Origin of the sequence: Sphaerisporangium sp. B11E5 (assembly GCF_039871875.1) — a bacterium.
Lineage (GTDB): Bacteria > Actinomycetota > Actinomycetes > Streptosporangiales > Streptosporangiaceae > Sphaerisporangium.
Window position 1 is genome coordinate 63,577 of the sequence record NZ_JBDPMD010000039.1, and the last position, 26,520, is coordinate 90,096.

Genomic DNA, 26,520 nt, shown 5'->3' on the forward strand with positions numbered 1-26,520 from the left:
GCCCCAGTCTTCGCCGTGCTCCCGGCCTGAGCGCCGGGAGCCTTCGCCGTGCCCCGGTCCGAGCCCCCTGGCCCTGGTGCGCGGCCGCCGGCGGCCGGCCCCCAGGGCCGCAGGGATCAGCCGCCGTAGACGTGCCTGATCGTCAGTGTGAACGCCAGCAGAACGATCAGCACCACCGCGATGACCATGGGCGACAGCCCGCCGAAACCGTGGTGGTGAAGCCTGTCTCTGCTCTCCCGGCAGACGGGGCAGCGCCCCTCCACCACCGGGAAGGCGCACTGGGCGCAGATGAGATGTTCGCAGCTCACAGGGAATCTTCCTCTCCACGAAGATCGCTTTACCGGGCCGTTAGCGAGTGTGGAATCGTTTTGTTTCCGTTATGGACGTTCCATGCCAGTGTTACCCCTAGACTGAGCCTCGGCCAACCGGAACGTCGATCAATGGTAAAGACCGGCGAACCTCCGGCCGGCAGCAAGGCGATGTGGCCCACTCGGCCACCTCCGCTACCGTCCTAACCCCTAGACTGGCATGCCGTGATGCGCCTGTGATCCATTTCGATAATGTCACCAAGGTCTACACTAACCAGAACCGGCCCGCCCTCGACCACGTGAGCGTGGACGTGGACAAGGGTGAGTTCGTGTTCCTGGTCGGTCCTTCGGGGTCGGGGAAGTCGACCTTTCTCCGGCTGGTCCTGAAGGAGGAGCGCCCCAACTCCGGGGCCATCCACGTCGCCGGGAAGGATCTGGCACGCCTGTCGAACTTCAAGGTGCCGCACCTGCGCCGCCGGATCGGCTGCGTGTTCCAGGACTTCCGGCTCCTCCCCAACAAGAACGTCTACGAGAACGTCGCGTTCGCGCTTGAGGTCATCGGCAAGCCCCGGCGGTTCATCCGCAAGGTGGTGCCCGAGGTCGTCGAACTGGTGGGCCTGGAAGGCAAGGCCCACCGCATGCCCGACGAGCTGTCCGGCGGTGAGCAGCAGCGGGTCGCGATGGCCCGCGCGTTCGTCAACCGGCCGATGATCCTCCTCGCGGACGAGCCCACGGGCAACATCGACCCCGCGACCAGCATCGGGATCATGAAGGTGCTCGACCGGATCAACCGGACCGGCACCACCGTCGTCATGGCCACCCATGACGCCGCCATCGTCGACTCCATGCGCAAGCGCGTGGTCGAGCTGGAGGACGGCAAGATCGTCCGAGATCAGTCGCGCGGCGTGTACGGCCAGGCGTACTGATCGAGCGAGAACGACAGGGGACTCCCACAGCATGCGGGCAAACTTCATCTTCTCTGAGGTCTGGATCGGCCTTCGCCGCAACCTGACGATGACCATCGCGGTCATCGTCACCGTGGCCATCGGCATGGCGCTGCTCGGCATCGGGCTGATGATCAACGCTCAGGTCGGCAACATGAGCACCTACTGGTCGGACAAGGTTCAGCTGTCCGCGTTCCTGTGCAAGAAGAACGACCCGTTCCAGCCCTGCAAGGGCCGCGGGGCGGTCAGCGCACAGGAGAAGCAGGCGCTCCAGCAGCAGATCCAGAGCATGCCGCAGGTCGACAGGGTCTTCTTCGAGGACCAGCAGAAGGCGTACGAGAACTTCAAGGCCGCTTACAGCAGCAACAGCGTGTTCCTGTCCGCGGTCAAGGTCGAGGACATGCCCGAGTCGTTCCGGGTCAAGCTGAAGAACCCCGACGACTACAAGGCGGTGTTCGACGCGCTGAGCGGCGCGCCAGGCGTGTCCAACGTGGTGAACGACCAGCAGCTACTCGACAAGTTCTTCGGGCTGATGGGCAAGCTGCGGTGGGCGGCGCTGGTGGTGGCGCTGATCCAGGTGTTCGCCGCGATCCTGCTGATCGGCAACACGGTGCGGCTGTCGGCGTACAACCGGCGGCGCGAGACGGGCATCATGCGGCTGGTCGGCGCGTCCAACCTGTACATCCAGCTCCCGTTCGTCATGGAGGGCACGATCGCCGGCCTCATCGGCGGCGTGATCTCCGCGGTCCTGCTGATGTTCGCCAAGATCGTGCTGTTCGACGGCATGCAGAGCTACTTCGTGTTGTCCACACAGCTCAGTTGGAGCGACGTCGCGCAGGTGATCACACTCACCACGGTCGTCGGCGTGCTCATCTGTATCCTGGCGTCGTTCGTGACCCTGCGTCGCTACCTTCGGGTGTGACCGGGTAACACCGCCGCACAGTAGGCTCACTGCTATGCCACGCGAGACCGGACGCAAGCTCGTCGCCCAGAACAAGCGTGCCCGGCATGACTACCACATCGAGGACACCTTCGAGGCCGGGCTCGTCCTCATGGGCACCGAGGTGAAGTCGCTGCGCGCCGGGCGCGCCAGTCTGGCCGACGGCTACGCGCAGGTGAAGGACGACGAAGTGTGGCTGATGAACGTCCACATCCCCGAGTACCACATGGGCACCTGGACCAACCACGCGGCGCGGCGCCCCCGCAAGCTGCTGCTGCACCGCAAGGAGATCGGCAAGCTCGTCGGCAAGACCAAGGAGTCCGGGCTGACCATCGTCCCGCTGGCCCTGTACTTCAGGGACGGCAAGGCCAAGGTCGAGATCGGGCTCGCCCGCGGTAAGAAGACGTGGGACAAGCGGCACGATCTCGCGGAGAAGCAGGCGACCCGCGAGATGGCCCGGGCCCTGCGGCAACGCAACCGGTGAGGCATCGGTCGGCTGTGGGGTCCCGTAGGCGCGGTTTCGCCCGGCGGGCGCTGTCCGCCGGGCTGTCGCTGGCCGTGGCGGTGCCGGCGCTCGCGGCGTGCTTCGCCGAGCCGTCCCCGCACAACGCCGTCAAGGATTTCCTCGTCGGCTGGCAGACCGGCGACTACGCGGCGGCGGCGCGGCGCACCGACGGCGAACCCAAGGAGGTCGGGCAGGCCCTGGAGAACGCCAAGCTCCAGCTCGACGCCGCCTCCATCCGGTTCTCCCTGCAGAAGCTCACCACCGACGGCGACAACGCCGACGCCAAGTTCCACGTCGAGGTGGACCTCGGCGACAACAGCCCGCTGTGGATGTACGACAACGACCTCCCGCTCCACCTGGTGAACGGCGAGTGGAAGGTCCGGTGGTCGCCGAGCGTGATCCACCCCGAGCTGCGCGCCGGGCAGCGGTTCGCCGTGGACGCCACCTCCGAGGGCCGCCAGCCCATCCTGGACCGCAACGGCGACCCTCTGCAGCAGGAGGCCACCCTCTACGTCGCCGGGGTCGTGCCCGCCACCCTCAAGGACCGCGAGACGCTGTGCGAGCAGCTCTACCAGCTCACCGGCTTCGCCCAGGACCGCCTGCTCAGCCGCATCGTCTCCGCGCCGCCGCAGTCGTTCGTGCCCCTGGTGACCTTCGGCCGGGCCAAGTACGCCCAGTTGCGCGACCGGCTTGACGGCATCTCCGGGCTGCAGATCCAGATGAAGCGGCAGCCGGTCGCCCCGGCCCAGCCCGTCGAGATCATCGGCAAGGTCGGCACGATCACCGCCGAGACCGAGCAGCAGCTCGGGGGGCCGCAGCGGGCCGGCGACACCGTCGGGCAGGGAGGGCTGCAGAAGGCCTACCAGGACCAGCTCACCGGCTCCACCGGCACCCGGGTCATCACCTACGACCTCAAGACCGGCGAGCAGGTGGCCGAGCTGGCCAAGTGGGAGGGGCGGCTCAACACCTCGGTGAAGACCACCCTGGACAAGGGTGTGCAGCGCGCGGCCGACGCCGCCGTCGCCGGGTCCGCGCCGGCGCTGCTCGTGGCGGTCAAGGCGTCCACCGGGGACATCCTGGCCGTCGGGTCCCGGCAGCTCGACCAGGAGCACGACGCCCTGGCGGGGCGTTTCCCGCCGGGCACCGTGTTCTCGATGGTGGCCGCGGACGGGCTCCTCGAGGCCGGGGTGGAGCCCGGGCAGAAGGTGCCGTGCCCGGCGGACCGCACGGTCGGCGGTGCGCGGTTCCAGCAGGCCGCCGGGCCGCCCGGCGGCGCCCCCACGCTCACCTCCGACTTCGCGCACGGCTGCGTGACCGCGCTGGCCGCGATGGCCCGCAGGGTGGACGCGAACACGCTCGCCCGCTCGGCGGAGCGTTTCGGCATCGGGGCCGACTGGTCGCTGCCGCTGCGCTCGTACAGCGGCAGCGTGCCGCAGGCCCGCACCGACGCCGCCAAGGCCCGCGTCATCACCGGGCAGACCGTGCGGGTCAGCCCGCTGTCGATGGCCCTGGCCGCCGGAGCGGTCGCCTCCGGCACCTGGCGCCCCCCGACGCTGGTGACGGCCCCCGCCGCGCCCGACCTGACGTCCGAGGTGGCCCCCGTGGCCCCCCCGAAGCCGATCGCGCTGGACCCCGAGGTCCTCGACGAGCTGCGCTCCCTGATGCGCTCGGGCGTCACCTCCGGCGCCGCCTCGGCCGCCGCCGCCCCCGGCGGTGCCCCCGTGTACGGCGTGGTGTCCGCCGTCTCGTACACCGAGAAGAAGCGCCAGCGCAGCCTGTCCTGGTTCGTCGGCTGGCAGGGCGACGTCGCCGTGGCCGTCATGGCCGAGACCCCGAGCCCCACCCTCCCCGCCCAGATGGCCGGCCAGTTCTTCCGCGGCCTCCCGTCCTCCTCCTGACGGACGGCCCTCGCCGGGTGCGCTACCGGAAAGACACGCCGTCCCTCTCACCGGCATCCGGGCCTCGCCGCCCCCCTCACCGGGATCCGGGCCTCGCCGTCCCTTTCACCGGGATCCGGGCCTCGCCGTCCCTTTCACCGGGATCCGGGCCTGGCCGAAAATTCGTCCGGGCGGCGAGCAACCATCGGGGGGTCGTCCTGCGTCTTTCTGGGTGACTGGGTCCCGCTTGGGGGTTGCGGGCTCAGTCGCCGTGATGAGACCAGGGCTTCATCTCGGGGGAAGCCCTGCCGTCCGGACCGGCTCGACCCTGCCGGTCGGCCCCCGGGGTCGTGTGCCTCGTGCCACGCCCCGGGGGTTCGTCACGCCGTGGGCGGGAATCAAGTTGACGCCGGCGGTGTTGGCTTTAGTATCTTCAAGGTGTCCGGGTGTACGCCCGGGCGCCCTCAGGGGGTGACCGGTTTCGACTTCGACATGTCGCCTCAGGGGAAGCGGGCCGAGGACTGCGGACATAACCTCGTTAATCCTGTGACCGCACACAATAAGTGCCGATAACACGCGCACTCAGGGCCGTATGGCCCTCGCCGCCTAAGCGAGGACCTTGCCCTTGTCAGCCCGGGATCGCCTCCGGCCCGGGACCTGGCATCGCTAGGAGGCTCAACCGAGCGACCCGGTCACGGGGCCGCTAGGGAAACCTAACAGTGACTGAGCCCGTCGGCGACTCGCCTGCGTGATCGCCGGGGCTGAGAAAATCACAGCAGGCTGCGCCCGGAGAAGCCCTGTCGCGGTGCCGGAGGACGCGGGTTCGATTCCCGCCACCTCCACCGCCCAGACCGCCTCTCACCCGCGGAACTCCGCAGGTGGGGGGCGGTTTTTTCGTGGCAGGCCGTTCACAGCCCCCGAGGCGCCGGTTTCTCGCGAGCGCCGGCCACGGTCTTCGGCGGCTTCTTTTGTCCGGGTGGCGGCGGGTTGCGCGGGGAGCCCGTGCGGGCTGTCGTCGCGGTGGTGATCATCTGAGGGGCGGGATGGCCGGCGTCGGCGGGTCCTTGCCCGGTGTATCCAGTAGGTAACGGTTCGTGCCGATCGGCGGGGTGGGGGATCGGGGGTCGCCATGATGGGCTCGTGAACCGGCACAGATCCTGGCTGGCGCCGCTCGTCGCCGTTCTCTGGCTGGCTGCCATGGGCGTGCTTGTGGTGCTCGTGGTCAAGTTCACCTCCTGGGAGCAGGAGGCGACCGTCGCCGACATGGCGGCGTTCGTGCTGGCCGCGGCGATCGCCGCGGCGCCGGTCGTCCGCTGGGGGTGGAACGCCGTCGTCCCCAGGGCGACGCGGCCGGAGCAGGTGGAGAGTGCCAAGGGAACGCTCGCCGCTCTGGTGTGGGAGCAGTGGCGCGACGAGTCGGTGATCCGGTCGCTGGCCGACCCGATCCCGGTGGTGTGGCGGCTCGTCGAGGACCGTGAGCTGAGCGACCATCGGCACCTCGGCGGCGAGAGGTTCCTCGACGGCGACGGCGACGACGTGTCGAGGCTCGCCGGTGACTTCATGAAGCTCGGCAGGCGCCGCCTCGTCGTCACCGGCGACGCCGGCACCGGCAAGACCACCCTGGTCATCCGGCTCCTGCTCGAACTGGCGGGGCCGGGACGCGACCCGGCGGGGCCGGTGCCGGTGCTGCTGCCGCTGTCGGGCTGGGACACCGCAGGGGACGGTGACCTGCACGCGTGGCTGGCCAGGAGCCTGGAGCGCGACTACCCGGCCCTGCGCTCGCCGGACTTCGGCGACGAGGTGGCCATGGCACTGGTCAAGGGGAACCACGTCCTGCCGATCCTGGACGGCATGGACGAGTTGCCCGCCCCGTCGCGGGCCGGGATCGTCAAGGCTCTCGCCGGATCCCTGGACGACGCGGACGCGTTCGTCCTCACCACCCGCACCGGGGAGCTGCGGCAGGCCATCGAGGACGCGGGGCGGCCGTTGCCGTCCGCCGCCGTCATCGCCCCCGAGCCGCTCACGCGGGCCACCGCCGAGACGTACCTGCGTGCCCGGCTGCCGCCCGAGCCCGGCCCGGTCTGGGAGGGCCTCCTGAGCGGCCTGCGCACCGGAACGCCGGAAGCCCTGTCCCAGATGGCCGGCACGCCGCTCGGCCTGTGGCTCCTGCACGCCGTCTACATCGAACCCGGCGCCGACCCGGCACCGCTGGCAGGCACGCTCGGGCGGGACCCCGAAGAGCTGCGGGCCCACCTGTGGGACGGCCTGATCCGGGTGCTCCTCGCCGCCCGGCCGCCTGGCGGACGCCCGGACCGCCGTTCCGGGCGCCGGGAGCTACTGCCCCGGCGCGCGTGGGATCCCGTCCGCACGCGCGGCTACCTGCGCCGCCTGGCCCGCGTGCTCTCCGCGCACGACACCCGTGACCTGGCCTGGTGGCGGCTCGGCGGGCAGGTGCTTTCCGACGAGGAGCGCAAGCGGGCGGCGATGAGCATCTGGATGGCCGTCGGCTGGGGGTTCGGCCTGGGCGCCGGGATCGTGGGCCAGATCTCGATAATGGTCACGCTCCCGGTGGCGTTCGGGGCGGGGTTCGGTGTGTGGACCGCCATCCGGAAGGGGTTCACCGATACACCCGGCCGCGTCAGCATCCAGCTCCGGGGCAGGCTGCTGGACCTGGCCCGGCAGCTCACCCCCGTGCTTCTGGCCAAGGTCATGCTCGGGGTCGTGGGCGTGGCGGGCGCCTCGCTCGTCGCCGAGGCCGAGCCCTGGGTCGCGGTCCAGGTCGCGTTGTGGGCGGCCCTGACACTCACCCCGGGATTCGTGCTCATCGAGTGGATGCAGCAGCCCACCCCCGTCACGGCGCCGGTCACGCCGTACCAGGCGTGGCGGGCCAGCCGTACCCTCGCGATCCTGTGCGCGGTGGTGCCGGGGCTCACGGCCGGCCTGGTCGCCGGGCTGGTGATCGGGCTGGAGAGCGGTCCCTGGTCCGGGATCAGGGCGGGGGTGTTGTCCGGGGTCTTCGCCGGGCTCACCTTCGGGCTCACCATGGTCCACCACAGCGCGTGGCCGGCCTACGAGACCACCGCGCGGCATCTGGCCGCGCGCGGGGAGTGCCCGAGGAACCTGATGCGGTTCCTGGACGACGCGCACCGGGTGGGGCTGCTGCGGGTGGTCGGCCCGGTCTACCAGTTCCGCCACGCCGACCTGCAGGACCACCTCGCCGGCCGGTCGAAGGGCTGAAGCTTTCAGGAGGACGGGCGGGTGACGGGGCCGGTAATGGATCCCTTACCGAGCTAGGAGGGCTGATCGCGGCAGGTTGACGGGCCGCGGGGGGCTCGGGGCCGGGCGTGCGGTGTACAGGCGCGTGGGTTGGGCTAATCGTGGTGGTCGCCCCCCTTTATGCCTTGGGGGTGTTCCGTGGCCGGTCTTGAGGAGGCGCGACGTGGTGGTGCGGTGGAGGACGCGGTACCGAGGGCTCTTGGCGATGGTCTCGGGAGTGCTGGCGTGCGCGGTGGTGGCGGTGGCCGTGCCCGCGTTGGCGGCGATTCCGCCGGCCACGTGCCGGGTGACGTACGTGAAGACGTGGGACAGCAGCGGACGGTTCGGGGCGAACATCACCATCGAGAACATGGCCCAGCGGGTCACGTCGTGGCGGCTAACGTTCACCTGGCCGGGGGACCAGCGGGTGGACAACGGGTGGTACGCCGCGTGGAGCCAGTCGGGCGCGAACGTGACGGCGGTGAACCTGCCGTACAACGGGACGCTGAACCAGGGGCAGCGGATCACGATCGGCTTCAACGGGTCGTACACCGGCACGAACACCCCGCCCACGCTGTTCCTGCTGAACGGCATCGGCTGCCTCGGCCCCAACCCGGGGACCCCGACGCCGACTCCCACACCCACTCCCACACCCACACCCACGCCCAATCCCACGCGGGTCGACAACCCGTACGCCGGGGCCGACGGGTACGTCGACCCCACGTGGTCGGCCGCGGCGGCGGGTGAGCCCGGCGGGGCCGCGGTGGCGCGGAACTCGACCGGCGTGTGGCTGGACCGGGTGTCCCGCATCGCCGGCACCTCCTCGATACCGGGGCTGCGGGCGCACCTCGACGAAGCGGTGCGGCAGGACGCCGCCAACGGCGCGACGCCGCTCACCATCCAGGTCGTGCTGAACAACCTGCCCGACCGCAACTGCCTGCGGTACGCCAGCACCGGTGACTTCACCATCGCGAACGACGGCCTGAACCAGTACCGCACCCGGTACGTCGACCCGATCGCCGCGATCCTCGCCGACCCGGCCTACCGGCGGCTGCGCATCGTCGCGGTGGTCGAGCCCGACTTCCTGCCGGGCCTGGTGATGCCGAGCGGCACCATGTACACCATCAACTGCGAGCCGGTCAAGGCCAGCGGGGTCTACCCGCCGGCCGTGCGGTACGCGCTGAACCGCCTGTACGGCATCCCCAACGTGTACACCTACCTGGACGCCTCCAACCACGGGCGGATCGGCTGGGCGGACAGCTTCACCGCCGCCGCCGAGTTGCTGGCGAGCATCGGCAACGCCACCGGCGACGGCCTGCCGCCCGTGCACGGCTTCACGGTGAACACCGCCGAGTGGGCCGCGCTCACCGAGCCCTTCTTCACCGCCTCCACGGTGATCATGGGGACGCCGGTGCGGTATACCCGCTGGGTGGACTGGAACGACTACGTGGACGAGTTGTCGTTCGCCCAGGCGTTCAGGAACCGGCTGATCGCCGCCGGGTTCCCGCCCACCATCGGCATGGTGATCGACACCTCACGCAACGGCTGGGGCGGCCCGACCCGGCCGACGGCGCCGAGCACCTCCACCGACGTCAACACGTTCGTCGACCAGTCCCGGGTGGACCGCCGCGTCACCCTCGCCAACTGGTGCAACCAGACCGGCGCCGGGCTCGGCGAGCGGCCGCGGGCCGATCCCGCGCCGGGCATCGACGCCTACGCGTGGATCAAGCCGCCGGGTGTCTCCGACGGCGCCAGCTCGGCGGACGTCGTCCCCAACCCGGAGAACATTCCGCACGACCAGCGGTGCAACCCGCTGTTCCAGGAGCCGCGCGGCGCGTACGTGCCGAGCCAGGCGCTGCCGAACGCCCCGGTGGAGGGGCAGTGGTTCCCCGCGCTGTTCCGGCAGCTCGTGGCCAACGCCTACCCGCCGCTGCAGTAGCGGTCAGGCCGGCGCGGTCCTCATCGTCCTCTGGCGGGAGAGCAGCCACCAGACGGCGAGCTGCACCACGGCGAGCGTGAGGGCGAACGGCATCAGCGTCCACACGCCGACGCTCTGGCCGATCGCGCCGGCCATCCACGGGAACAGCGCGCCCCCGACGACCGACAGGCCGTTCATGACACCGATGGCGGTGGGCACCAGCCGGGACTCGGCGAGCCCCGGCACCACCGCCATCGCCGTGGGGAACAGCGGCCCGAGGAAGAACCCGAGCAGCCCGAACCCGGCGCTCGCCACCGCCCCGGCCGGGGCCACCCAGGTGAGCGTGGTGCTCGCCATGACCCCCGCCAGGCAGACGAACGTCATGCCCATCGCGCTCAGCCCGAGCCGCGTGGCCAGCGGGCTGATGAGGAACCGTCCCGCCGTCAGCCCGAGCCAGTACCCGCTGACGGTGTACCCCGCGATCAGGTGCGCCTGCGCGTGCTCCTCGACCAGCAGCGTGTACCCCCAGTTGCCGACGCTGATCTCCAGCCCGACGTAGACGGACAGGAAGATCGAGGCCAGCACCACCGCCGGCACCCGCAACGCCGCCAGCAGCAGCCCGCCCCGCGCCTTCGCCGGCGGCGCCGACACCAGCACCGCGTCGGCGGGCTGCGCGTCCCGCACCTCGCCTGCCTTCGCCGGCGGGGCGTCCCGCACCTGGTTGCGCACCTCGTCCGCCTTACGGGGATAGGTCAGCAGGAACCCCACGATCAGCGGCAACCCGGCCAGCCCCAGCACCAGCCACACGACCGGCCACTGCACGAAGCCCAGCATCCAGGCCGCGAGCAGCGGCCCGACCAGCGCCCCCACCCCGAAGAACGCGTGGAGATGGTTGAGCAACGTCGTGGCCGACGGCAGATCCGCGAGAAAGGCGTTGAGCACCGACTCCATCAGCCCGATCCCGTACCCCGCCACAAGCTGCACCGCCACCAGCGCGAGGAACGGCGGCCGCACCGCCGTGTACAACGCCCCCACCACATAGATCCCCGCCGCCGCCAGCATCGAGACCCGTATCCCGAACCGCTGGATCAGCCCCCCCGACGTGATCCCCGCCCCGAAGAACCCCGCCGAGAAGAAGAAGAACGTGATCCCGATCGTGGCCATGTCCACGCCGTAATCATCGATCTGCGCCGGCAACAACACCCCACCCACCCCGACGTTGACCCCCACCAGCACAAACGTCAGATAAGCCAACCCCACCGGCACCCGCCACGGCCCACGCCAGACGCTCATCAGCCCCCCAAGAACCTCGCCCGGCCAGGCTGCCCCGGCACCCTGTACGGCCGGCTGCCGGAGATCACAAACGTCGACAAAGCGCCGTTATGCTAGCCAAACTCCCAACGGCTGACCAGCCCTGGTGGATCAGGATCGCCGGCTTTCACCGAGTTCGACGAGCCTCTTCGCGATCTCGTGAACGTCGTCGAGGTCGCCGGTGGTGACCGCGATCACCACAGCTTCGGCCGCGTCGGTGTCGGTGCCGGGCAGAGTCTCACCGTTCAGTTCCAGGAAGACGACGGCGCAGGTCCAGCCGAGCCGCTCGTTGCCGTCGATCAACGGATGACCGATGATCAAGCTCTGCAGGAGAGAAGCGGCCTTGGTCCACAGGTCGGGGTAGGCATCCTCTCCGTACACCGTGGTCTGAGGGCGCAGGACGGCCGCGTGCAACTGGCCTCCGTCACGCAGGCGGACCGAGGGAAGGATCTCATCGGCGATCGCCAGCACATCGGTCGTGGTGAGATATATGGTCACCGGGAAAGCCGCTCCAGCAACTCGGCGTCCCGTTCGGCGACTTTGCGGGCGATGGCGCGGACGGCGGAGGTCTGCCGTCGTGCCAGGTGCTCCTCGATGGCGATCACGATCTCGGTGTTCAGGCTGTTGCCGTCCTCGTCCGCGACGTTGCGCAGACGGCGGTGGACCTCATCGGGAAGGCGCAGTCGAAGTTCCATGAAACCGACGGTACCGCTGAGTGGTATCCCTTACTGGTACCGCAGTTGGCGCTGTACCCCGGCGTATGGTGTCGGTTTTGGGTGTTTATGGTGTTCGCAGTGGGTCGGAGGCGTGGAAAGGACTGCTGGTGGCCGGGAGATTGACGAACTGGGCCGGGAATCTGTTGTTCTCGGCCGCGGAGACGGTGCGGCCGGGGTCCGTGGGGGAGTTGGCGCGGGTGGTGGCGGGGGGCTCCTCGGTGCGGGCGCTGGGGAGTGGGCACTCGTTCAATGATGTGGCGGACACCGACGGGGTGATGGTGTCGGTGGCCGGGTTGCCGGAGGTGGTGGAGGTGGACTCCTCGGCGGGGGTGGTGAAGGTGTCCGCCGGGATGCGGTACGCGGAGGTGGCGCGGCGGCTCGACGACAAGGGGTTGTCGTTGCACAACCTGGCGTCGTTGCCGCACATCTCGGTGGCGGGGTCGGTGGCGACGGGGACGCACGGCTCGGGGGATCGCAACGGGAATCTCGCCACGGCCGTCGTCGAGCTGGAGATGGTGACGGCGGACGGGGACGTCGTCACGCTCGGGCGGGGGGACGGGGACACGTTCCTCGGGGCCGTGGTGGGGCTCGGGGCGCTCGGGGTGGTGACGTCGCTGACGCTGGAGGCGGGGGCGGCGTTCGAGGTGCGGCAGCATGTGTTCGAGGGGCTGCCGTTCGAGGCGCTCGGCGATCACTTCGACGCCATCATGTCCAGCGCGTACAGCGTGAGCCTGTTCACGGCGTGGCGGGGGGACACCGTCGACCAGATCTGGGTGAAGCGGCGGGACGGCGATCCGGAGGTGCCAGAGGACGGCATGTTCGGGGCCACACCCGCCGCCGGGCCGCGGCACCCCATCCCGGGGGTGTCGGCGGAGCACTGCACGCGGCAGCTCGGGGTCCCCGGGCCGTGGCACGAGCGGCTGCCGCACTTCCGGCCGGACTTCACGCCGAGCGCCGGTGAGGAACTGCAGACCGAGTTCCTGCTGCCCCGGGCGCGGGTCATGGAGGCGCTGCGGGCCCTGCACGCCGTCCAGGACCGGATCGCCCCGGTGCTCCAGATCTCCGAGATCCGCACCATGACGGCCGACGACCTCTGGCTCAGCCCGAGCCAGGGCCGCGACACCGTGGGTGTGCACTTCACCTGGGTCAAGGACACCGAAGCGGTGCTCCCTGTCGTCTCCCTCATCGACGAGACCCTGTCCCCGTACGACGCGCGCCCCCACTGGGGCAAGGTGTTCACCACCCCCGCCGAGACCCTGCGCACCCGGTACGCCCACTGGGACGACTTCGACCGGCTCATGCGGCACTACGACCCGTCCGGCAAGTTCGCCAACGCCTTCATCCGGCGCCACTTCCCCCGGGGCTGACCCCGCAGTACCCCGCACGGCGGGGTGCCGCGGTGCCCGAGCGTGTTCAACCAATCACATGATTGAGGCTGGTCGCCCAACCGCTTGATCGACTACGGTCCTCAGCCATGAACATGGAACGGGGACGTGGCGGGCCGCGCCGCGCCGCGGTCGTGGACGGCCGGGGGCGGGCGGCCGAGAGGACCCGGGAGCGCATCCTGCAGGCCGCGGTGGAGGAGTTCGGGGCCAAGGGCTACTCGGGGGCGCGCACGGCGGGCATCGCGGCGCGGGCCGGGGTCAACCAGCAGCTCATCTCCTACTACTTCGGAGGCAAGCGCGGCCTGCTGGACGAACTGCGGGCGCGGTGGCGTGAGCTGGAGAGCACGCTGGTGCCCGAGGAGGCGCCGTTCGGCGAGTCGCTGGCGGCGTACATGGACGCCACGCTGGACCGGCCCGACTGGGCGCGGCTCGTGGTGTGGCGTGCGCTCGGGGACGACCCGGGGGAGGGCGCCGAGACCGACGGGGAGCGGCGGGCGGCCATGCTGCGGGCGGTCGAGGTGATGCGGGAACGGCAGGCGGCGGGTGAGGTCACCGGGCAGGTGACGCCGGAGTTCGTGTTGCTGCTGGCGCACGTGCTGACCTTCGCGCCGATCGCGATGCCGCAGTTCGTGGCGGCGATCCTCGGCGTGGACCCGAACTCGCCCGAGTACCGCCGGGTGTGCCGCGAGCAACTGCTCGCGCTGCTGACCCCGCCCGGCGAGAAGGAGATGACCGGCGCCTGACCCGCCGGGACGCCGGCGGGGTACGCCGTGCCGCCGTCAGCGGCTCGGGAGTGTGCCGAGGGTGACGATGACCGTGCGGGTGGCGCCGCCGAGGCGCATGAGGTGCACCTGGGCGCGGGTGCCGGGCTTGAGGGTGGCGAGCACCTCCGACAGGGCCGCGGCGGTGGGGGTGGGACGGCCGTTCACCTTGAGGATGACGTCGCCGGGGCGGATGCCCGCCTTGGCGGCGCCGCCGCCGGGCTCGACCAGCGCGACACCCACGCCTACGGGCTGGCCGTCGGCGCCGATGACGGTGTTCACCCGCACGCCGAGCGCCGCCCGGCGGGTGTCGACCACCTTGCCGTACCGGATGATCTGGTCGGCGATGTCCTTGGCCGTGCTGCTCGGGATCGCGAAGCCGATGCCGGGCGCGGCCCCCTCCAGCTCGGGCACGATCGCCGCCAGGGTGGGCACGCCGATGACCTGCCCGGCCATGTCGGTGAGCGCGCCGCCGCTGTTGCCCGGGTTGATGGCGGCCGACGTCTGGATGGCGCTGGTGATGGTCGCGCCCGGCGACCCCTCGCCCTGCGGCTCGGTCACCGTGCGGCCGAGCGCGGAGATGATGCCCTCGGTCACGCTGCCGGACAACCCGAGCGGGTTGCCCATGGCGAGCACGATCTGCCCCACCCGGAGCCGGGTCGAGTCGCCGAACGTCGCGGGGGTGAGGCCGTCGGTGTCGGTGACCCGGATCACCGCGAGGTCGCCGAGGGGGTACGACGCGACGAGCCGCGCCTCCCGCGGCACGCCGCCGGAGGGCAGCGTGACCTTGAAGCTCTTGGACTGCCCGACGACGTGGGCATTGGTCAGGATGTGGCCCCGGGTGTCGTACACCACGCCGGAGCCGAGCCCCCGGGCGGTGTTGATCTGCACGATGGACGGCAGCACCTTGGCGATGACCCGCATGTACGCCTGTTCCTGGGGGAGCAGTTGCGCCGCCGGGGGAGGGGCGGTGACACTCGGGGCGGGCGTCGTGGCCGTGCTGGTGGAGGCGGGGATCGCGACGAGGCCACATCCGCCGGTCACGGCCACCAGAAACCCGGCCAGCGCGGCGGCGGTACGTCGCCGTCCGGCGTGTCTGGTGAGTCGGTTCTGTGGTGCCATGTCCATGGAAAGTGTGATGCCCGGGGGACTGCGAAGATACGCTGTGTAACATCGGTGGATCTATGTGCATCCGGGCTATTTTTGTTGGGCACGGCTTTTCATCCACTACCTGGGAAAACGTCCGCCGAAGGCTCCGAGGGCGGGGCGCCGGGCCGAAACGATCACGAGTTGTGACGTAGTCTGCCGACATGGCGGACGGCACCGGAGACTCCCCCAGCCGCCCTGGATCGGGGCGCCCTCCCACGTACGTTCCCTCGTATGACGCACCCACGAGTCCACTGCCCCGGGTGAACCTGGACGAGGCGCTCGCGGGCACCCCCGCCGCCACCTCACGCGCCGAGGCCGACGCCGAGACGGCGCAGATCGACGCCGTCCGCATCTGGGCGGCCGACTCGGTCCGCGTCCTCCCGGGCGCCGACCCCGACGACGACACCGGCGAGCGGCCCACCCGGGCCGTCGGCACCGGCGACGCCCCCGACACCGGCGACACGGTGGACGTGGGCAAGGAGCTGAAGGCACGCATCGGCGGCTCGGGTGACGCGGCCGACGTGATCAACGCCCTCAAGGCGGCCCGCGGCGCGGCCCCGGCGGAGACGGCGGGCGACGCGGCCGGCGGGGCGGGTGCGGAGACCGCCGATTCCGACACGACCGCGAACGTGAGGCGTCCGGCTGGAGCGTTCCCTTCCCAGGGCGCGCCGGACCGCGCCCCCGTGCCGGCCGACGACGCCACCGCCCCCGCGGGGTTCCTCCGCCGCCGCCCGTACGCCTCGCCGGGCGCGGTCCCACCTCGGGAAAGCATCACGCGGGTCCGCGCCGGCGAGATGCCCGGCTGGCCCGAGCCCATGGGCGACGCCCCTCCGGCCCGCCCCGCGGGGCCGCCCCGCAGGAGCGGCCCCCTCGCGGCGGCCATCCAGAAGGTCGGGGACGTTCCCATCAGGGTGGTGTACGGCGTGTGCGCGGCCGTCGTCACCGGTGTCATCGTCGTCATCATCTTCGCCCTGTTCTCCGGTGACCGCCCCGAGGACCCCATGCGGGTCAGCCCCGCCCAGGGCGGCGGCGTGCCCTCGCCCGGCGCCTCCGCCAAGCCGTCGCCGTCCCCCATCGCCGTCCCCCCGGTGCCCGCCGCCAAGGCCATGACCGTGTTCGACGGCCCCGGCACCCCGATCGCCTCCTACGTCCTGGACCGCAAGGCCGGTCTCAGCTACGCCCAGTACGCCGGCCCCTGGGCCAGGACCACCCGCGCCCCCTTCTCCGCCGCCCAGAAGGTCGGTTCCGCGGCCCGCCCGCAGACCCTGATCGCCTCCGCCCCGCTGCCCGGGAGCCTCGGCGAGCAGCCCCAGGTGTACTCCGACTTCCGGGCCCTGGCCGGCCGCGCCGCCAAGTGGACCCTGCGTCACCAGCCCGCGGGCGCCACGTTCACCTGGACGGCCTCGCAGCGCGCCCGGTACGGCGTCGGCTGGATGCTCGGCTACAAGCTGACCTACCGGGTGAACGGCAAGAAGCACACCTCGCAGACCTACGTCATGGTCATCGCCACCGGCCGCGCGAAGCCCGCCATGCTCTTCGCCACCGTGCCGGACACCCGGGCCGCGCTGTACCGCGACCTCAACATGCTCTTCTGGACCGTCCGGCCGATCTGAGCCGTCCGATACCGGCCGTCCCGGCCCGCGCACGCGGTGTGGCCGGTAATTTCCCTGGGAAAGCACGGTGTTCGCCATGGAAGCATCTTCTAGAATATGGTTCTGGCTACCGGAACGGTACGAACCGCACGGAGGATGTCATGGCGATCGGGTTGAGCGAGGAGCACGAGGCGCTCCGTGAGTCCGTCACCGGATGGGCGGAACGCAACGTCCCCGCCGAGGTGGTCCGCTCGGCCGTCGGCGCGGACACCGAGGAGCGGCCCCCGTTCTGGGGCGGCCTGGCGGAGCAGGGCCTGCTCGGGCTCCACCTTCCCGAGGAGTACGGCGGCAGCGGGTTCGGGCTGCTCGAGACGGCGGTGGCCGTCGAGGCGCTCGGCGAGCGGGTGGCGCCGGGGCCGTACCTGCCCACCGTGCTGGCCTCCGCGGTCGTGCACGCGGCCGACGCCAAGGCGCGGGCCGAGCTGCTGCCGGGTCTCGCCGACGGCACGCTGACCGGCGCGGTGGCGCTCAGCGGCGCGCTCACCGGCACGCGGGACGGCGACGGCGCCCTCACGGTCGGCGGCACCGTCGAGTCCGTGCTCGGCGCGGCCCTCGCCGACGTGCTGGTGCTGCCGGTGGACACCGGCCACGGCACGGAATGGGTCGTGTTGCCCGCGGACGCCGTGACGGTCACCCCGGTCAGGAGCCTCGACCTCACGCGTGGCGTCGCCACCGTGACGGCGGAAGCGGTCGCCGTGCCCTCCGATCGGGTGCTCGACGGCCTCAGCGGCCCGATGGTGCGCGACATCGCCGCCGTGCTGCTCGGCGCCGAGGCGGCCGGGGTCGCCGCGTGGTGCGTGCGGGCCGCCGCCGACTACGCCCGGGTGCGGGTGCAGTTCGGCCGGCCGATCGGGCAGTTCCAGGGCGTCAAGCACAAGGCGTCGCGCATGCTCGTCGCGCTCGAGCAGGCCAGGGCCACCGTATGGGACGCCACCCGCGCCACCGGCGAGGAGTTCGGCTACGCCGCCGCCGTCGCGGGCGTGATGGCGCCGGACGCCGCCGTCTCGTGCGCCAAGGACGCCATCCAGATCTTCGGCGGCATCGGTTACACCTTCGAGCACGACGCCCACCTGTACTACCGCCGCGCGCTCACCCTGCGCGCCCTGCTCGGCGCGTCCGCCGGGTGGGCGGACCGGGTGGCCGGCTACGCCCTGACCGGCGTCACCCGCGAGATGGAGATCGACCTGCCCGAGGACGCGGAGGCCATGCGGGCCGGCATCCGCGCCGAGATCGCGCGCCTCGCCGCCCTGGAGGGCAAGGAGCAGAAGCGCGCCCTGGCGGGGGAGGGCTTCGTCCTGCCCCACCTGCCGCGGCCGTGGGGCAGGAACGCCTCCCCGCTGGAGCAGGTGCTCATCCACCAGGAGCTGCGCGCCGCCAAGGTGCGGCTGCCGCAGATGATCATCGGCGCGTGGGTGGTGCCGTCCATCGTCGCCTACGGCACACCCGCGCAGCAGGAGCGCTTCCTGCCGCCCACGCTGGCCGGTGAGATGATCTGGTGCCAGCTCTTCAGCGAGCCCGGCGCGGGCTCCGACCTCGCCTCGCTGCAGATGAAGGCCGAGCGCGTCGAGGGCGGCTGGCGGCTGAACGGCCAGAAGATCTGGACGTCCGTGGCGCACGTCGCCGAGTGGGGCATCTGCATCGCCCGCACCGACACCACCAAGCCCAAGCACGACGGCATCACGTACTTCATCGTGGACATGAAGGCCCCCGGCGTCACCGTGCGCCCGCTCACCGAGATGACCGGTGAGAACCTCTTCAACGAGGTCTTCATGGACGACGTGTTCGTGCCCGACGACCTGGTGGTCGGCGAGGTCGACGAGGGCTGGCGGGTGGCACGCAACACGCTGTCCAACGAGCGGGTGTCGCTCTCCTCCGGCTCCGGAGGCACGGGCTCCTCGGTGCCCGACCTGCTCGGTCTCGCCTCCCGCCTGAACCGCGACCTCACCCCGGCCGAACGCCTGGAGCTGGCCGCCGTGGTCTGCGAGGGGCACTCCATCAACGCCCTGAGCCTGCGCGTCACCCTCAAGCAGCTCGCCGGGGCCGAGCCGGGCGCGGACGCCTCGGTGCGCAAGCTGCTGTCGACGTCCCACGCCCAGCACGTGGCCGAGTGCGCCGTGAGCCTGGTGGGTGCCGCCGCCACGACGGCCGCCGACATGAAGCTCGGCGACCCCGGCTACTGGAACCGTGCCGTGCTCGCCACCCGCGCCATGACCATCTACGGCGGCACCACCGAGGTCCAGCTCAACATCATCGCCGAGCGCCTGCTCGGCCTGCCGCGCGACCCGGAGCCCGGCAAGTAGTCACTCGCCCCCGAGGCGGGACTCCAGCCGTTCGATCCGCGCGACCAGCGGCTGGAGCTCCGCGCGCACGGCCGCGGTGAGCGCCTCGGCGGGCGGGACGGCGGTGGCGGCGGTCTGGGTGCGCAGGTGCACGTAGCCGGCGAGGGCGGCGGAGACGGCGCGGCGGGTGAGCCTGGGGTCGGCGCCGAGACTCCGCAGCGTCTGGCCGGCCGCGCCGTCGGGGTCGGCGACCAGCCCGAGGAGCAGGTGCTCGCACCCGACGTAGTTGTGCCCGAGGCCGGTGGCCTCGCTGACGGCCAGCTCCAGCGCGGCGGCGGCCGGGGCGCTGAAGTGCCGGGCGGGCTCGCCGCCTCCCGGGCTGGCGGTGGCCGCGCGGCCGGTGCTCTCCGGCCGGTCGGCGTCCTCCGAGAGCGCGGAGTCCTCCGCGAGGGCCTCCGCGAGGCGGCCGGGGTCGATGTCGATGGCGCGCAGGACGTGCAGGGCGAGGTTGCCACCCTCGGCGATCAGGGCCCCGAGCAGGTGCTCGGTGCCCACCGAGGGGGCCCCGGCGGCGCGGGCCTGCTCCACGGCGAGCTTCAGCACCGTCTTGGCGCGCCCGGTGAACTGCGTCAGCCGCCCGGTGGGGTCCTCGCTGTCGAGGTCCCCGAACGCCGTCACGCGGATGGCGGTGATGCGCCGCACCGCCTGCTCCAGCGCGCGCTGGCACACCGCGGACACCGGGACGCCCGCCTCCTTGACCGCCTCGGCCAGTTCGTCGGGCAGATACACGTTGATCTTGGGCATCTCAGTGTGCTCCCTATGGGGTTACTAAGGGGTTATAACCCATGTATACCCCCATTGGGGTTAGCTGTCCAGCACAACGAAAGCGCCGCCGTCCCGGGGGACGGCGGCGCCGGAGAGGGTGGTGCCGGGACGCGACCGGGCTAGCCGGTCACGAGTGTCAGGCCGTAAGCGGACAGGGCCTCGTTGACCGGCTGGAAGTAGGTCGTGCCGCCGCTGCTGCAGTTGCCCGAACCGCCGGAGGTCATGCCCTGGGCCTGCTGACCCGAGATGAACGGGCCGCCCGAGTCGCCGGGCTCGGCGCAGGCGTTGGTGCGGGTGAGGCCGCTCACGGTGCCCTGCGAGTATCGGACGGTGGCGTTGAGCTGCTGCACGGTGCCGCAGCGCCAGCCGGTGGTGGAGCCGGACCGGCAGATCGAGGAGCCGACGCCCGCCTGGGTGGAGCCGCGCACGATCACGTTGCCGCTGGAGCCCCGCACCCACGGCTGCGGCGTCCAGTTGCTGTTCACCGCGACCCACGCGTAGTCGTTGCCCGGGAACGAGGAGCCCTGGAAGGTGCCCTGGGCGACGCGGTTGTAGCCGGTGGTGCTGGCGCCGGCGCGGCCGCAGTGGCCGGCGGTCACGAAGCCGGGGGTGCTGCCGCGGCGCACGGAGAAGCCGACGGAGCAGCGCGCCGAGTTGTTGATGTAGTACGCGTCGCCGCCGCGCAGGTCGTAGAACGTCTGCGGGGCCTCGGCCGACTGCTCGACGCGGATGAGGGCCGTGTCGGCGCCGCTGGCCGCGATGAAGCCCGCCGCCTCGGCGGGCGCGGAGGAGAGCACGACGACGCTGTTGGTCGTCACGTCGATGTACCACGACGGAGCCGAGGCCGGGGCGCTCGCCGCGGCCTTGTCCAGCGCGTCCTTGGCCGCGTTCAGGGAGGCCAGGCTGTTCTTGACGACCTGCGCCTTGACGCCCACGCCGGTGATCGACGCGGCGGCGGCCGCGTCGGAGGTGGCGACGGTCAGGGTGGCCGAGGTGGGACCGCTCAGCCAGGAGCCGGCGTAGCTGCCGCCGAGCTTCTCGCGGAAGGAGGCCTCGAGGCCGGTGGCCCTGGCCTCGTTGAGCAGCCGGGACTCGGCCTGCTCCTTGGTGATCCCGAGGTCGCGGCTCATCGCGTCGATCATGGTGGGCGCGGGAGCGGCGGTGGTGCCTGACGCGGCCGAGGGTGCCCGGTCCGCGAGGGCGGGGGCGGCCATCATGGTGAGGGCGCTGATTGCAAGAGCGCATCCGGCGGTGACCGTGCGTCTGCGGAGCATCGGCTCTCCTTGTGTAGGGGGGAGTTGCCGTCACCGTAACCCGGGTCCACGGCCATGGCGGACTATCGTTTCGCCCCTATCGCCGTGTTATGCCCCCCGTTCACTGATGTGCCTGACATGTGATCGTTTGGTGGTCAGGACTCCAGGCGGCGGGGCGCTGGAGCGTGACCCGGGGGCGCCGCAGGAGTGCCCCGGAAAAGCACCAGATTTTTTATGGTGATTTGCAGGGAGAAGACGAATTATGCCGTGAATATGGGCGTTGCCTGAGCTCGGATATCACGGCCAAAATGTCAAGCCGTCGCTTCACGAAAAGCGGCATCCTTCGTGTCCCCTCCCGAGTTGGAGCACAAATGTCAGGGTATTCGCCCCGGTGCCGCCATGCCGTGACCGCGCTGGTCATGGCGTTCTCCGTCGCCGCGGTCGCCGTCCCGCCGGCCGCGGCCTCGGCGTCCGCTCCCGCCTCACCCGCGGCGTCCGCGCCCGCCGCCAAGCCGGACCGCAAGCCCGCGCCGATAATTTTTTACGCCGGAAAACTCACCAGTACCCAGCCATCCCCCCTCAAAGTGGGCGATTCATGGGTGAGTTATCTGTCGCTCTTCGACGCGAAAAGGCGGCGTACCGGCGACGCCGGCGTGCGCTGCTCCGCCGTCCAGGTCTCCCCGCGCGGCGCACTCGCGCAGTGCACCCGCGTCCTGCGCACCAAGCACGGCCAGATCACCCTGCTCGGCCTGGAGCCCGTGGCGGGCGCCCGGCCCGTGACGGGCGTCTCCACCGTCACCGGCGGCACCGGCCGTTACACCGGCCTCACCGGCGCTGCCCGCGTCACCGACGGCCCGCGTCACGTGGTGTTCCGGGTCACCCCGGCGGGCTGAGTACCGGGCTGTGGTCACTGGTGCCGCCCGTGTCACCGACGGCCCGCGTCACGTGGTGTTCCGGGTCACCCCGGCGGGCTGAGTACCGGGCTGTGGACCGCGCACGGCGCCCGCCGGCCCCGCGGGACGGCGGCGCCGGCGCGGTTTCCCCGGCTGCGCCCGGGGGTCCTTGGGGCCTACGGCGCGCTGTAGGCCATGGTGTAGGCGCCGGAGCCGCTGTAGGCGTGCACACGGTAGCGGTACTGGCCCGCGGTGCCCGAGTAGGTGATCGCCTCATCGGGGGCCGACGTGATGCCCTGGGCGACGGTCACCCAGCTCGATCCACTCCACTTCTGGAGGTAGAGGTCGAAGTCGACGCCGTTCGGGCCGTCGAGGCAGCCGCGGTGGGTGCCCGAGGCGGTCGTGGTGTAGGACGAGTTGTCCGGCTGGTAGACGCTGGCGCCGCTGGTCAGGCTGCCCGAGCGGGTCTGCTGGTAGCCGCTGCACCCGGTGGGCGGCGGGGTGCTGGTGGTGGTGGTCAGCGTCAGGCCGTACACCGACAGCGGCTCGTTGACCGGCTGGAAGTACGTCGTGCCGCCGGTCGTGCAGTTGCCGGAGCCGCCGGAGGTCATGCCCTGGGCCTGGTTGCCCGAGATGAACGAGCCGCCGGAGTCGCCGGGCTGGGCACAGGCGTTGGTCCTGGTCACCTCGTACACCGTGCCCTGGGCGTAGGTGACGCTGGTGTTGCGCTGCAGCACGGTGCCGCAGCGCCAGCCGGTGGTGGAGCCGGAACGGCAGATCGAGGAGCCCTCGACGGCCACGGTGGACCCGCTCACGGCGACGTTGCCGCTGCTGCCCGCGACCCACGGCTGCGGCGTCCAGTTGCTGTTCACCGCGACCCACGCGTAGTCGTTGGTCGGGAAGGACGAGCCCTGGAAGGTGCCCTGGGACACCTGGTTGAAGCCGGTCGTGGAGGCGCCCACGTTGCCGCAGTGGCCGGCGGTCACGAAGCCGGGCGTGGTGCCGCGCGTGACGGAGAAGCCGATGGAGCAGCGGGACGTGCCGTTGATGTAGTACGCGTCGCCGCCGCGCAGGTCGTAGTACGCCTGCGGCTTCTCGGCGGACTTCTCGACCCGCACCAGGTTCTTGTCCACGCCGCTGGCGGCGATGAAGCCCTCGGCCTCGGCGGGCGAGGAGGACAACACGACGACACTGTTGGTGCGCACGTCGACGTACCACACCGGGGTGGACGCGGGCGCCGTGGCGGCGGCCTTGTCCAGCGTGTCCTTGGCGGCGTTCAGCGTGGCCAGGCTGTTCCTGACGACCTGGGCCTTGACGCCCACGCCGGTGATGGAGGCGGCGGCGGCCGCGTCGGAGGTGGCGATGGTCAGGGTGGCCGACGTGGGCCCGCTGAGCCACGAGCCCGCGTAGCTGTCGCTGACCTTCTTGCGCAGGCCGACCTCGACATCGGTGAGCCGGGCCTCGTTCAGCAGGCGCGACTCGGCCTGCTCCTTGGTGATGCCGAGATCGCGCTGCATGGCCGACACCATGTCCGTGGGCGGCCGCAGCGCCGCCGACCCGGCACCGGTGGACGGTTCGCGGTCGGCGATGGCGATGGCGGGAGCGGCGAGCAGGGTGAGGGCACTGATCGCCAAGGCGCAACCGGCGGTAACCGTGCGTCTGTCGAGCATTGACTCTCCTTCGGAGATTGGGGGGTGCCGCCACCGTAACGGCGCTCCCGCTGGTCGCCGCACTATCGATTGATCCCTATCGCTGAATTATGGAACCGCCCCAAAATGGGGGTTTCTCCCCAGCCATTCCAGATATCGGGTGCTGCGCTCGACGGCGTGCCTGTGCGCGGCCCTGGCGTGCTCGGCGACGGCGGGGGCCGCGCGGCCGGCGAACGAGTCCACGTGCCAGCCGAGCAGGTGCCGCCACTGGAGCGGGGCGCCGGTCAGCGGCATCATCACCAGGCCCGCGGTGAGCTGGAAGGTCGCCTGGCAGAGCGCGGCGGCCTTGCCCACCTGGACCAGGTGGAGGCACGTGGCGACGTCCGACTCGTACACGTTCTTCGGCACGAAGCCCGACCGGGCGCACGCGCCCGCGAAACAGTCGGTGAAGCAGCCGTCCCCGGGGGCCAGTGCCCAGCCCTCGTCGGCGAGCGCGGCGAGGTCCAGCTCCTTCTCCCCGGCCAGCGGGTGGCTCTCCGAGAGCAGGACGAACACCGGGTCGGTGCCGACGACCGTCCACGTCATCGCTTCCATGGACGGCGGGGGGCTCTCCCCGCAGGTGCCGATCAGGGCGAAGTCCAGCCGTCCGGCGCCGACCAGCGTGGTGAGTTCCTTGGACGACCACGAGGTGCGGGTGCTGACCGGTGCGGACGGGTGGGCGGCGGTGAGGCGGTCCACGAGCCCGCCGAGGATGGGACCGTGGGTGGCGCCGATCCTGACGCCGGGGATGCCGGTGTAGGTGTTGGCGAAGCGCACCGCTTCTTCCTGAAGTTCGCGCACGGCGGGCAACAGGACGCGCGCCCGGGTCAGCACGAGCTCCCCGAGCGGGGTCGGGCGGGCGCCGTTGCGGTCACGCTCGAACAACGCGCCCCCGAGGGTGCGCTCGATCCGCTTGAGCTGCGCGGTTAGTGACGGCTGAGCCAGCCCTAACTGGGTGGCGGCCTTGGTGACGCTCCCGGCCTCGGCGACCGCGCGCACGATCTTGAGGTGTCGGAGCTCCAGATCCATACCGGGAAGGTACGGCCGCGATGGTATGGCTGCAATGATGTTTTGTCACGAAATTTGACTACAATTCGTCGGATCATGCTGAAAACAGCGCTGATCTCGGTAAACGCCTACTTACTCCAGCCGAAATTCCTGGCGGTTTCCCGCCGGTTTTCATCTCACTCGCGGCGGGGCGCGGAGTGAGCGGGCCGAAGGCCTGTGGCGGAGGTGTGTCGCGGTGTGCGGCGGGGCCGTTCTGGTCGCCGGCGGCTCAGCCCGCCACCCCGAAGCCCAGGGCCACCGCGCAGATCTGGAAGGACGGGGCGCCGCGGCCGCCGACGACGCGGATCATGTCGCCGTGGCCGGTCAGCGCGAACGTGACGGCGTGCAGGCCCGGCTCCAGCGTCACGCCCGTGTTCCCGGACCCCAGCCATACCGTCACCGGCTGGGCGGCGCCGCTGATGTACTCCAGCCGCACGATGTAGCGGTCGTCCCTGCCGGTCGGGTCCTCCACCGGGACCGTGGCGCCGTCCTCCCGGGTGGGCCAGCAGCCCTCCGGCAGCCGGTAGGTCTTCCCCCAGACACGCAGGGGGCGCAGCCGCCCACGGTCGTCGAGGATGAGGGGCGCGGCGGACGGCGGCTCGTCGCGCATGGTGGCCCGGTGCACCGGCCGGGCGTACGGCGCGAGCGCCCGGGAGGCGCGGGCGTACTCCTTGAACAGCGGCTGCACCAGGTGGCGGGGGAGCTCCCGGTCGAAGACGTCCACGTCCGGCGACGCCTCCTTCAGCGACTTCTCGGCCCCCGCGAGGAAGACCCGCCCCGGCGTGGTGTCCACCACCCTGGCCAGCCCCGCCGACGACCACGCCGCCGCCACGGCGAACCCGGCCACCCCGGCGGCGGTGAAGCCGCGTGCCCACCGCGACCACCCGGCCCGCAGCCGCTCGCCGTCCGGCCGGGCGAACCGGCGGCGGTAGGCGTCCCGCTCACCCACCAGCGGGAGGAAGGCCAGTGTCAGGCACAACGCCAGCACCGGCGCCGCGTCCGCGACGTACCGGGTCTCCGCCCCGGCCAGCTCGACGTACCAGCCGCCGAGCCGCCCGAGCGCGACCGGCAGCACCCCCGCCAGCAGCAGGTACCCCACGAGCAGCCCCCAGCTCCACGCCGCCCGGCGCCGCACCAGCAGGCTCACCGTGACGAGCAGCAGGAACACCGCACCCGCCGCGATCAGCAGCGCGTCGGAGGGAACGGCGAGCGCGGCGTTGCGCGTGGTGGTCGGCAACCACTCGCCCGGCCCGCCGACCGCCGCCGTCGTGAACGTCTTGGTGACCAGCAGCCACGCGAAGGTGAGCACCTCCTGCCCCTGGGGCAGCCGCGGCCCGCCGGCGGAGGTGCGCGACTGGACCAGATAGACAACGGCGTACCCCGCGAGCAGCCCCCCGTGGACGGCCCAGGCCGCCCGGTACTCACGGACCGTCGCCCACACCACCCCCCACCCCCGCCGTTTCGTGAAATATCCGGCTGTGACCACGAACAACACCACCGGAATGACCGCCGCCTTGACGAAGAACAGCATCCCGAACAGCACCCACCCCGCCGCCCCCCAGAGATGCGCCCTCCGCCCACTGCGCAGGTAGAGCACGTGCGCCGCCACCGCCATCGGCAACGCGATCATCACCGGCACCGTGTTCAACGCCGCCGCCCACCAGCTCAGCGCCGCCAGCGTCATGGGCGTGAACAGGAACACCGCCAACGGCACCCCCCCCGCGAGCCGCCCCCCCACGAGAACCCGCACCATCCGCGACACGGCCACCCCCGCCGCAGCGAACCCCGCAAGCACGACCCCCGTCACCACCCGC

General features: G+C 71.5%; 20 protein-coding genes, 1 other RNA gene and 1 pseudogene. 12 read left to right on the forward strand and 10 right to left on the reverse strand.

Going from position 1 to position 26,520, the window contains the following annotated elements:
- Positions 1-116: 116 nt before the first annotated feature.
- Positions 117-308 (reverse strand): hypothetical protein, encoded by a 192-nt coding sequence (locus ABGB17_RS28455; RefSeq protein WP_347634955.1) that lies wholly within the window; start codon positions 306-308, stop codon positions 117-119.
- A 236-nt stretch (positions 309-544) separates the two neighbouring features.
- Between ABGB17_RS28455 and ftsE the strand changes: the two genes are divergently transcribed.
- The 7 genes from ftsE to ABGB17_RS28490 all read left to right on the forward strand — a co-directional run bounded on the left by ftsE (position 545) and on the right by ABGB17_RS28490 (position 9,768).
- Positions 545-1,234 (forward strand): cell division ATP-binding protein FtsE, encoded by a 690-nt coding sequence (ftsE, locus tag ABGB17_RS28460; protein ID WP_347634957.1) that lies wholly within the window; start codon positions 545-547, stop codon positions 1,232-1,234.
- Positions 1,235-1,265: 31 nt separating this feature from the next.
- Entirely contained in the window at positions 1,266-2,174 is a 909-nt protein-coding gene (ftsX, locus tag ABGB17_RS28465) for a permease-like cell division protein FtsX (protein ID WP_347634959.1), read from the forward strand.
- 34 nt (positions 2,175-2,208) lie between these two features.
- Positions 2,209-2,676: an SsrA-binding protein SmpB gene (gene smpB / locus ABGB17_RS28470; protein WP_347634961.1), complete on the forward strand. Its 468-nt coding sequence runs from the start codon at positions 2,209-2,211 to the stop codon at positions 2,674-2,676.
- A gap of 14 nt (positions 2,677-2,690) precedes the next feature.
- The gene (locus ABGB17_RS28475; protein WP_347634963.1) at positions 2,691-4,595 is read left to right on the forward strand and encodes a penicillin-binding transpeptidase domain-containing protein; all 1,905 of its coding nucleotides are present in this window, start codon (positions 2,691-2,693) and stop codon (positions 4,593-4,595) included.
- A 446-nt stretch (positions 4,596-5,041) separates the two neighbouring features.
- Positions 5,042-5,419, forward strand: a transfer-messenger RNA (tmRNA) gene (gene ssrA, locus ABGB17_RS28480).
- 295 nt (positions 5,420-5,714) lie between these two features.
- Complete coding sequence (locus tag ABGB17_RS28485; protein WP_347634965.1) at positions 5,715-7,811, forward strand: NACHT domain-containing protein; 2,097 nt, start codon at positions 5,715-5,717, stop codon at positions 7,809-7,811.
- Between the two features lie 244 nt (positions 7,812-8,055).
- A complete protein-coding gene (locus tag ABGB17_RS28490) occupies positions 8,056-9,768 on the forward strand; it encodes a glycoside hydrolase family 6 protein (RefSeq protein ID WP_347634992.1) in 1,713 nt (570 codons plus the stop codon).
- 3 nt (positions 9,769-9,771) lie between these two features.
- On the opposite strand, the gene ABGB17_RS28495 is transcribed toward ABGB17_RS28490, so the two are convergent.
- The 3 genes from ABGB17_RS28495 to ABGB17_RS28505 form a co-directional block, all read right to left on the reverse strand.
- Positions 9,772-11,040 carry an MFS transporter gene (locus tag ABGB17_RS28495; RefSeq protein ID WP_347634966.1) on the reverse strand — a complete coding sequence of 423 codons (1,269 nt, stop codon included), beginning with the start codon at positions 11,038-11,040 and terminating at the stop codon, positions 9,772-9,774.
- A 129-nt stretch (positions 11,041-11,169) separates the two neighbouring features.
- Positions 11,170-11,556 (reverse strand): Fic family protein, encoded by a 387-nt coding sequence (locus ABGB17_RS28500; protein WP_347634967.1) that lies wholly within the window; start codon positions 11,554-11,556, stop codon positions 11,170-11,172.
- Positions 11,553-11,753 (reverse strand): Arc family DNA-binding protein, encoded by a 201-nt coding sequence (locus ABGB17_RS28505; RefSeq protein ID WP_347634968.1) that lies wholly within the window; start codon positions 11,751-11,753, stop codon positions 11,553-11,555. The genes ABGB17_RS28500 and ABGB17_RS28505 overlap by 4 nt, the downstream gene beginning before the upstream one ends.
- A gap of 128 nt (positions 11,754-11,881) precedes the next feature.
- On the opposite strand from ABGB17_RS28505, the gene ABGB17_RS28510 reads away from it, so the two are divergent.
- Both ABGB17_RS28510 and ABGB17_RS28515 read left to right on the forward strand, forming a co-directional pair.
- Positions 11,882-13,141, forward strand: coding sequence for a D-arabinono-1,4-lactone oxidase (locus ABGB17_RS28510; RefSeq protein ID WP_347634970.1), 1,260 nt, complete (start codon positions 11,882-11,884; stop codon positions 13,139-13,141).
- A 107-nt stretch (positions 13,142-13,248) separates the two neighbouring features.
- Positions 13,249-13,902, forward strand: a complete 654-nt coding sequence (locus ABGB17_RS28515; protein WP_347634972.1) for a TetR family transcriptional regulator — start codon at positions 13,249-13,251, stop codon at positions 13,900-13,902.
- A gap of 36 nt (positions 13,903-13,938) precedes the next feature.
- On the opposite strand, the gene ABGB17_RS28520 is transcribed toward ABGB17_RS28515, so the two are convergent.
- A complete protein-coding gene (locus ABGB17_RS28520; RefSeq protein WP_347634974.1) occupies positions 13,939-15,042 on the reverse strand; it encodes a trypsin-like peptidase domain-containing protein in 1,104 nt (367 codons plus the stop codon).
- Positions 15,043-15,329: 287 nt separating this feature from the next.
- On the opposite strand from ABGB17_RS28520, the gene ABGB17_RS28525 reads away from it, so the two are divergent.
- Entirely contained in the window at positions 15,330-16,682 is a 1,353-nt protein-coding gene (locus ABGB17_RS28525; protein ID WP_347634976.1) for a hypothetical protein, read from the forward strand.
- A 140-nt stretch (positions 16,683-16,822) separates the two neighbouring features.
- Positions 16,823-19,021 carry an acyl-CoA dehydrogenase gene (locus ABGB17_RS28530; RefSeq protein ID WP_347634978.1) on the forward strand — a complete coding sequence of 733 codons (2,199 nt, stop codon included), beginning with the start codon at positions 16,823-16,825 and terminating at the stop codon, positions 19,019-19,021.
- Here ABGB17_RS28530 and ABGB17_RS28535 read toward each other — a convergent pair whose 3' ends face one another.
- Positions 19,022-19,804 carry a Clp protease N-terminal domain-containing protein gene (locus ABGB17_RS28535; protein WP_347634980.1) on the reverse strand — a complete coding sequence of 261 codons (783 nt, stop codon included), beginning with the start codon at positions 19,802-19,804 and terminating at the stop codon, positions 19,022-19,024.
- Positions 19,805-19,944: 140 nt separating this feature from the next.
- Entirely contained in the window at positions 19,945-21,099 is a 1,155-nt protein-coding gene (locus ABGB17_RS28540) for a S1 family peptidase (RefSeq protein ID WP_347634982.1), read from the reverse strand.
- A 383-nt stretch (positions 21,100-21,482) separates the two neighbouring features.
- Between ABGB17_RS28540 and ABGB17_RS28545 the strand changes: the two genes are divergently transcribed.
- Positions 21,483-21,971: a hypothetical protein gene (locus ABGB17_RS28545; protein WP_347634984.1), complete on the forward strand. Its 489-nt coding sequence runs from the start codon at positions 21,483-21,485 to the stop codon at positions 21,969-21,971.
- A gap of 176 nt (positions 21,972-22,147) precedes the next feature.
- Here the strand turns inward: ABGB17_RS28545 and ABGB17_RS28550 are convergent, their stop codons facing one another.
- From ABGB17_RS28550 to ABGB17_RS28560, 3 genes and pseudogenes are all read right to left on the reverse strand, one after another.
- Positions 22,148-23,641, reverse strand: coding sequence for a S1 family peptidase (locus ABGB17_RS28550; protein WP_347634986.1), 1,494 nt, complete (start codon positions 23,639-23,641; stop codon positions 22,148-22,150).
- Positions 23,642-23,728: 87 nt separating this feature from the next.
- Entirely contained in the window at positions 23,729-24,688 is a 960-nt protein-coding gene (locus ABGB17_RS28555; RefSeq protein WP_347634988.1) for a LysR family transcriptional regulator, read from the reverse strand.
- 247 nt (positions 24,689-24,935) lie between these two features.
- Positions 24,936-26,520, reverse strand: a pseudogene (locus tag ABGB17_RS28560) (hypothetical protein); the annotation flags it as partial.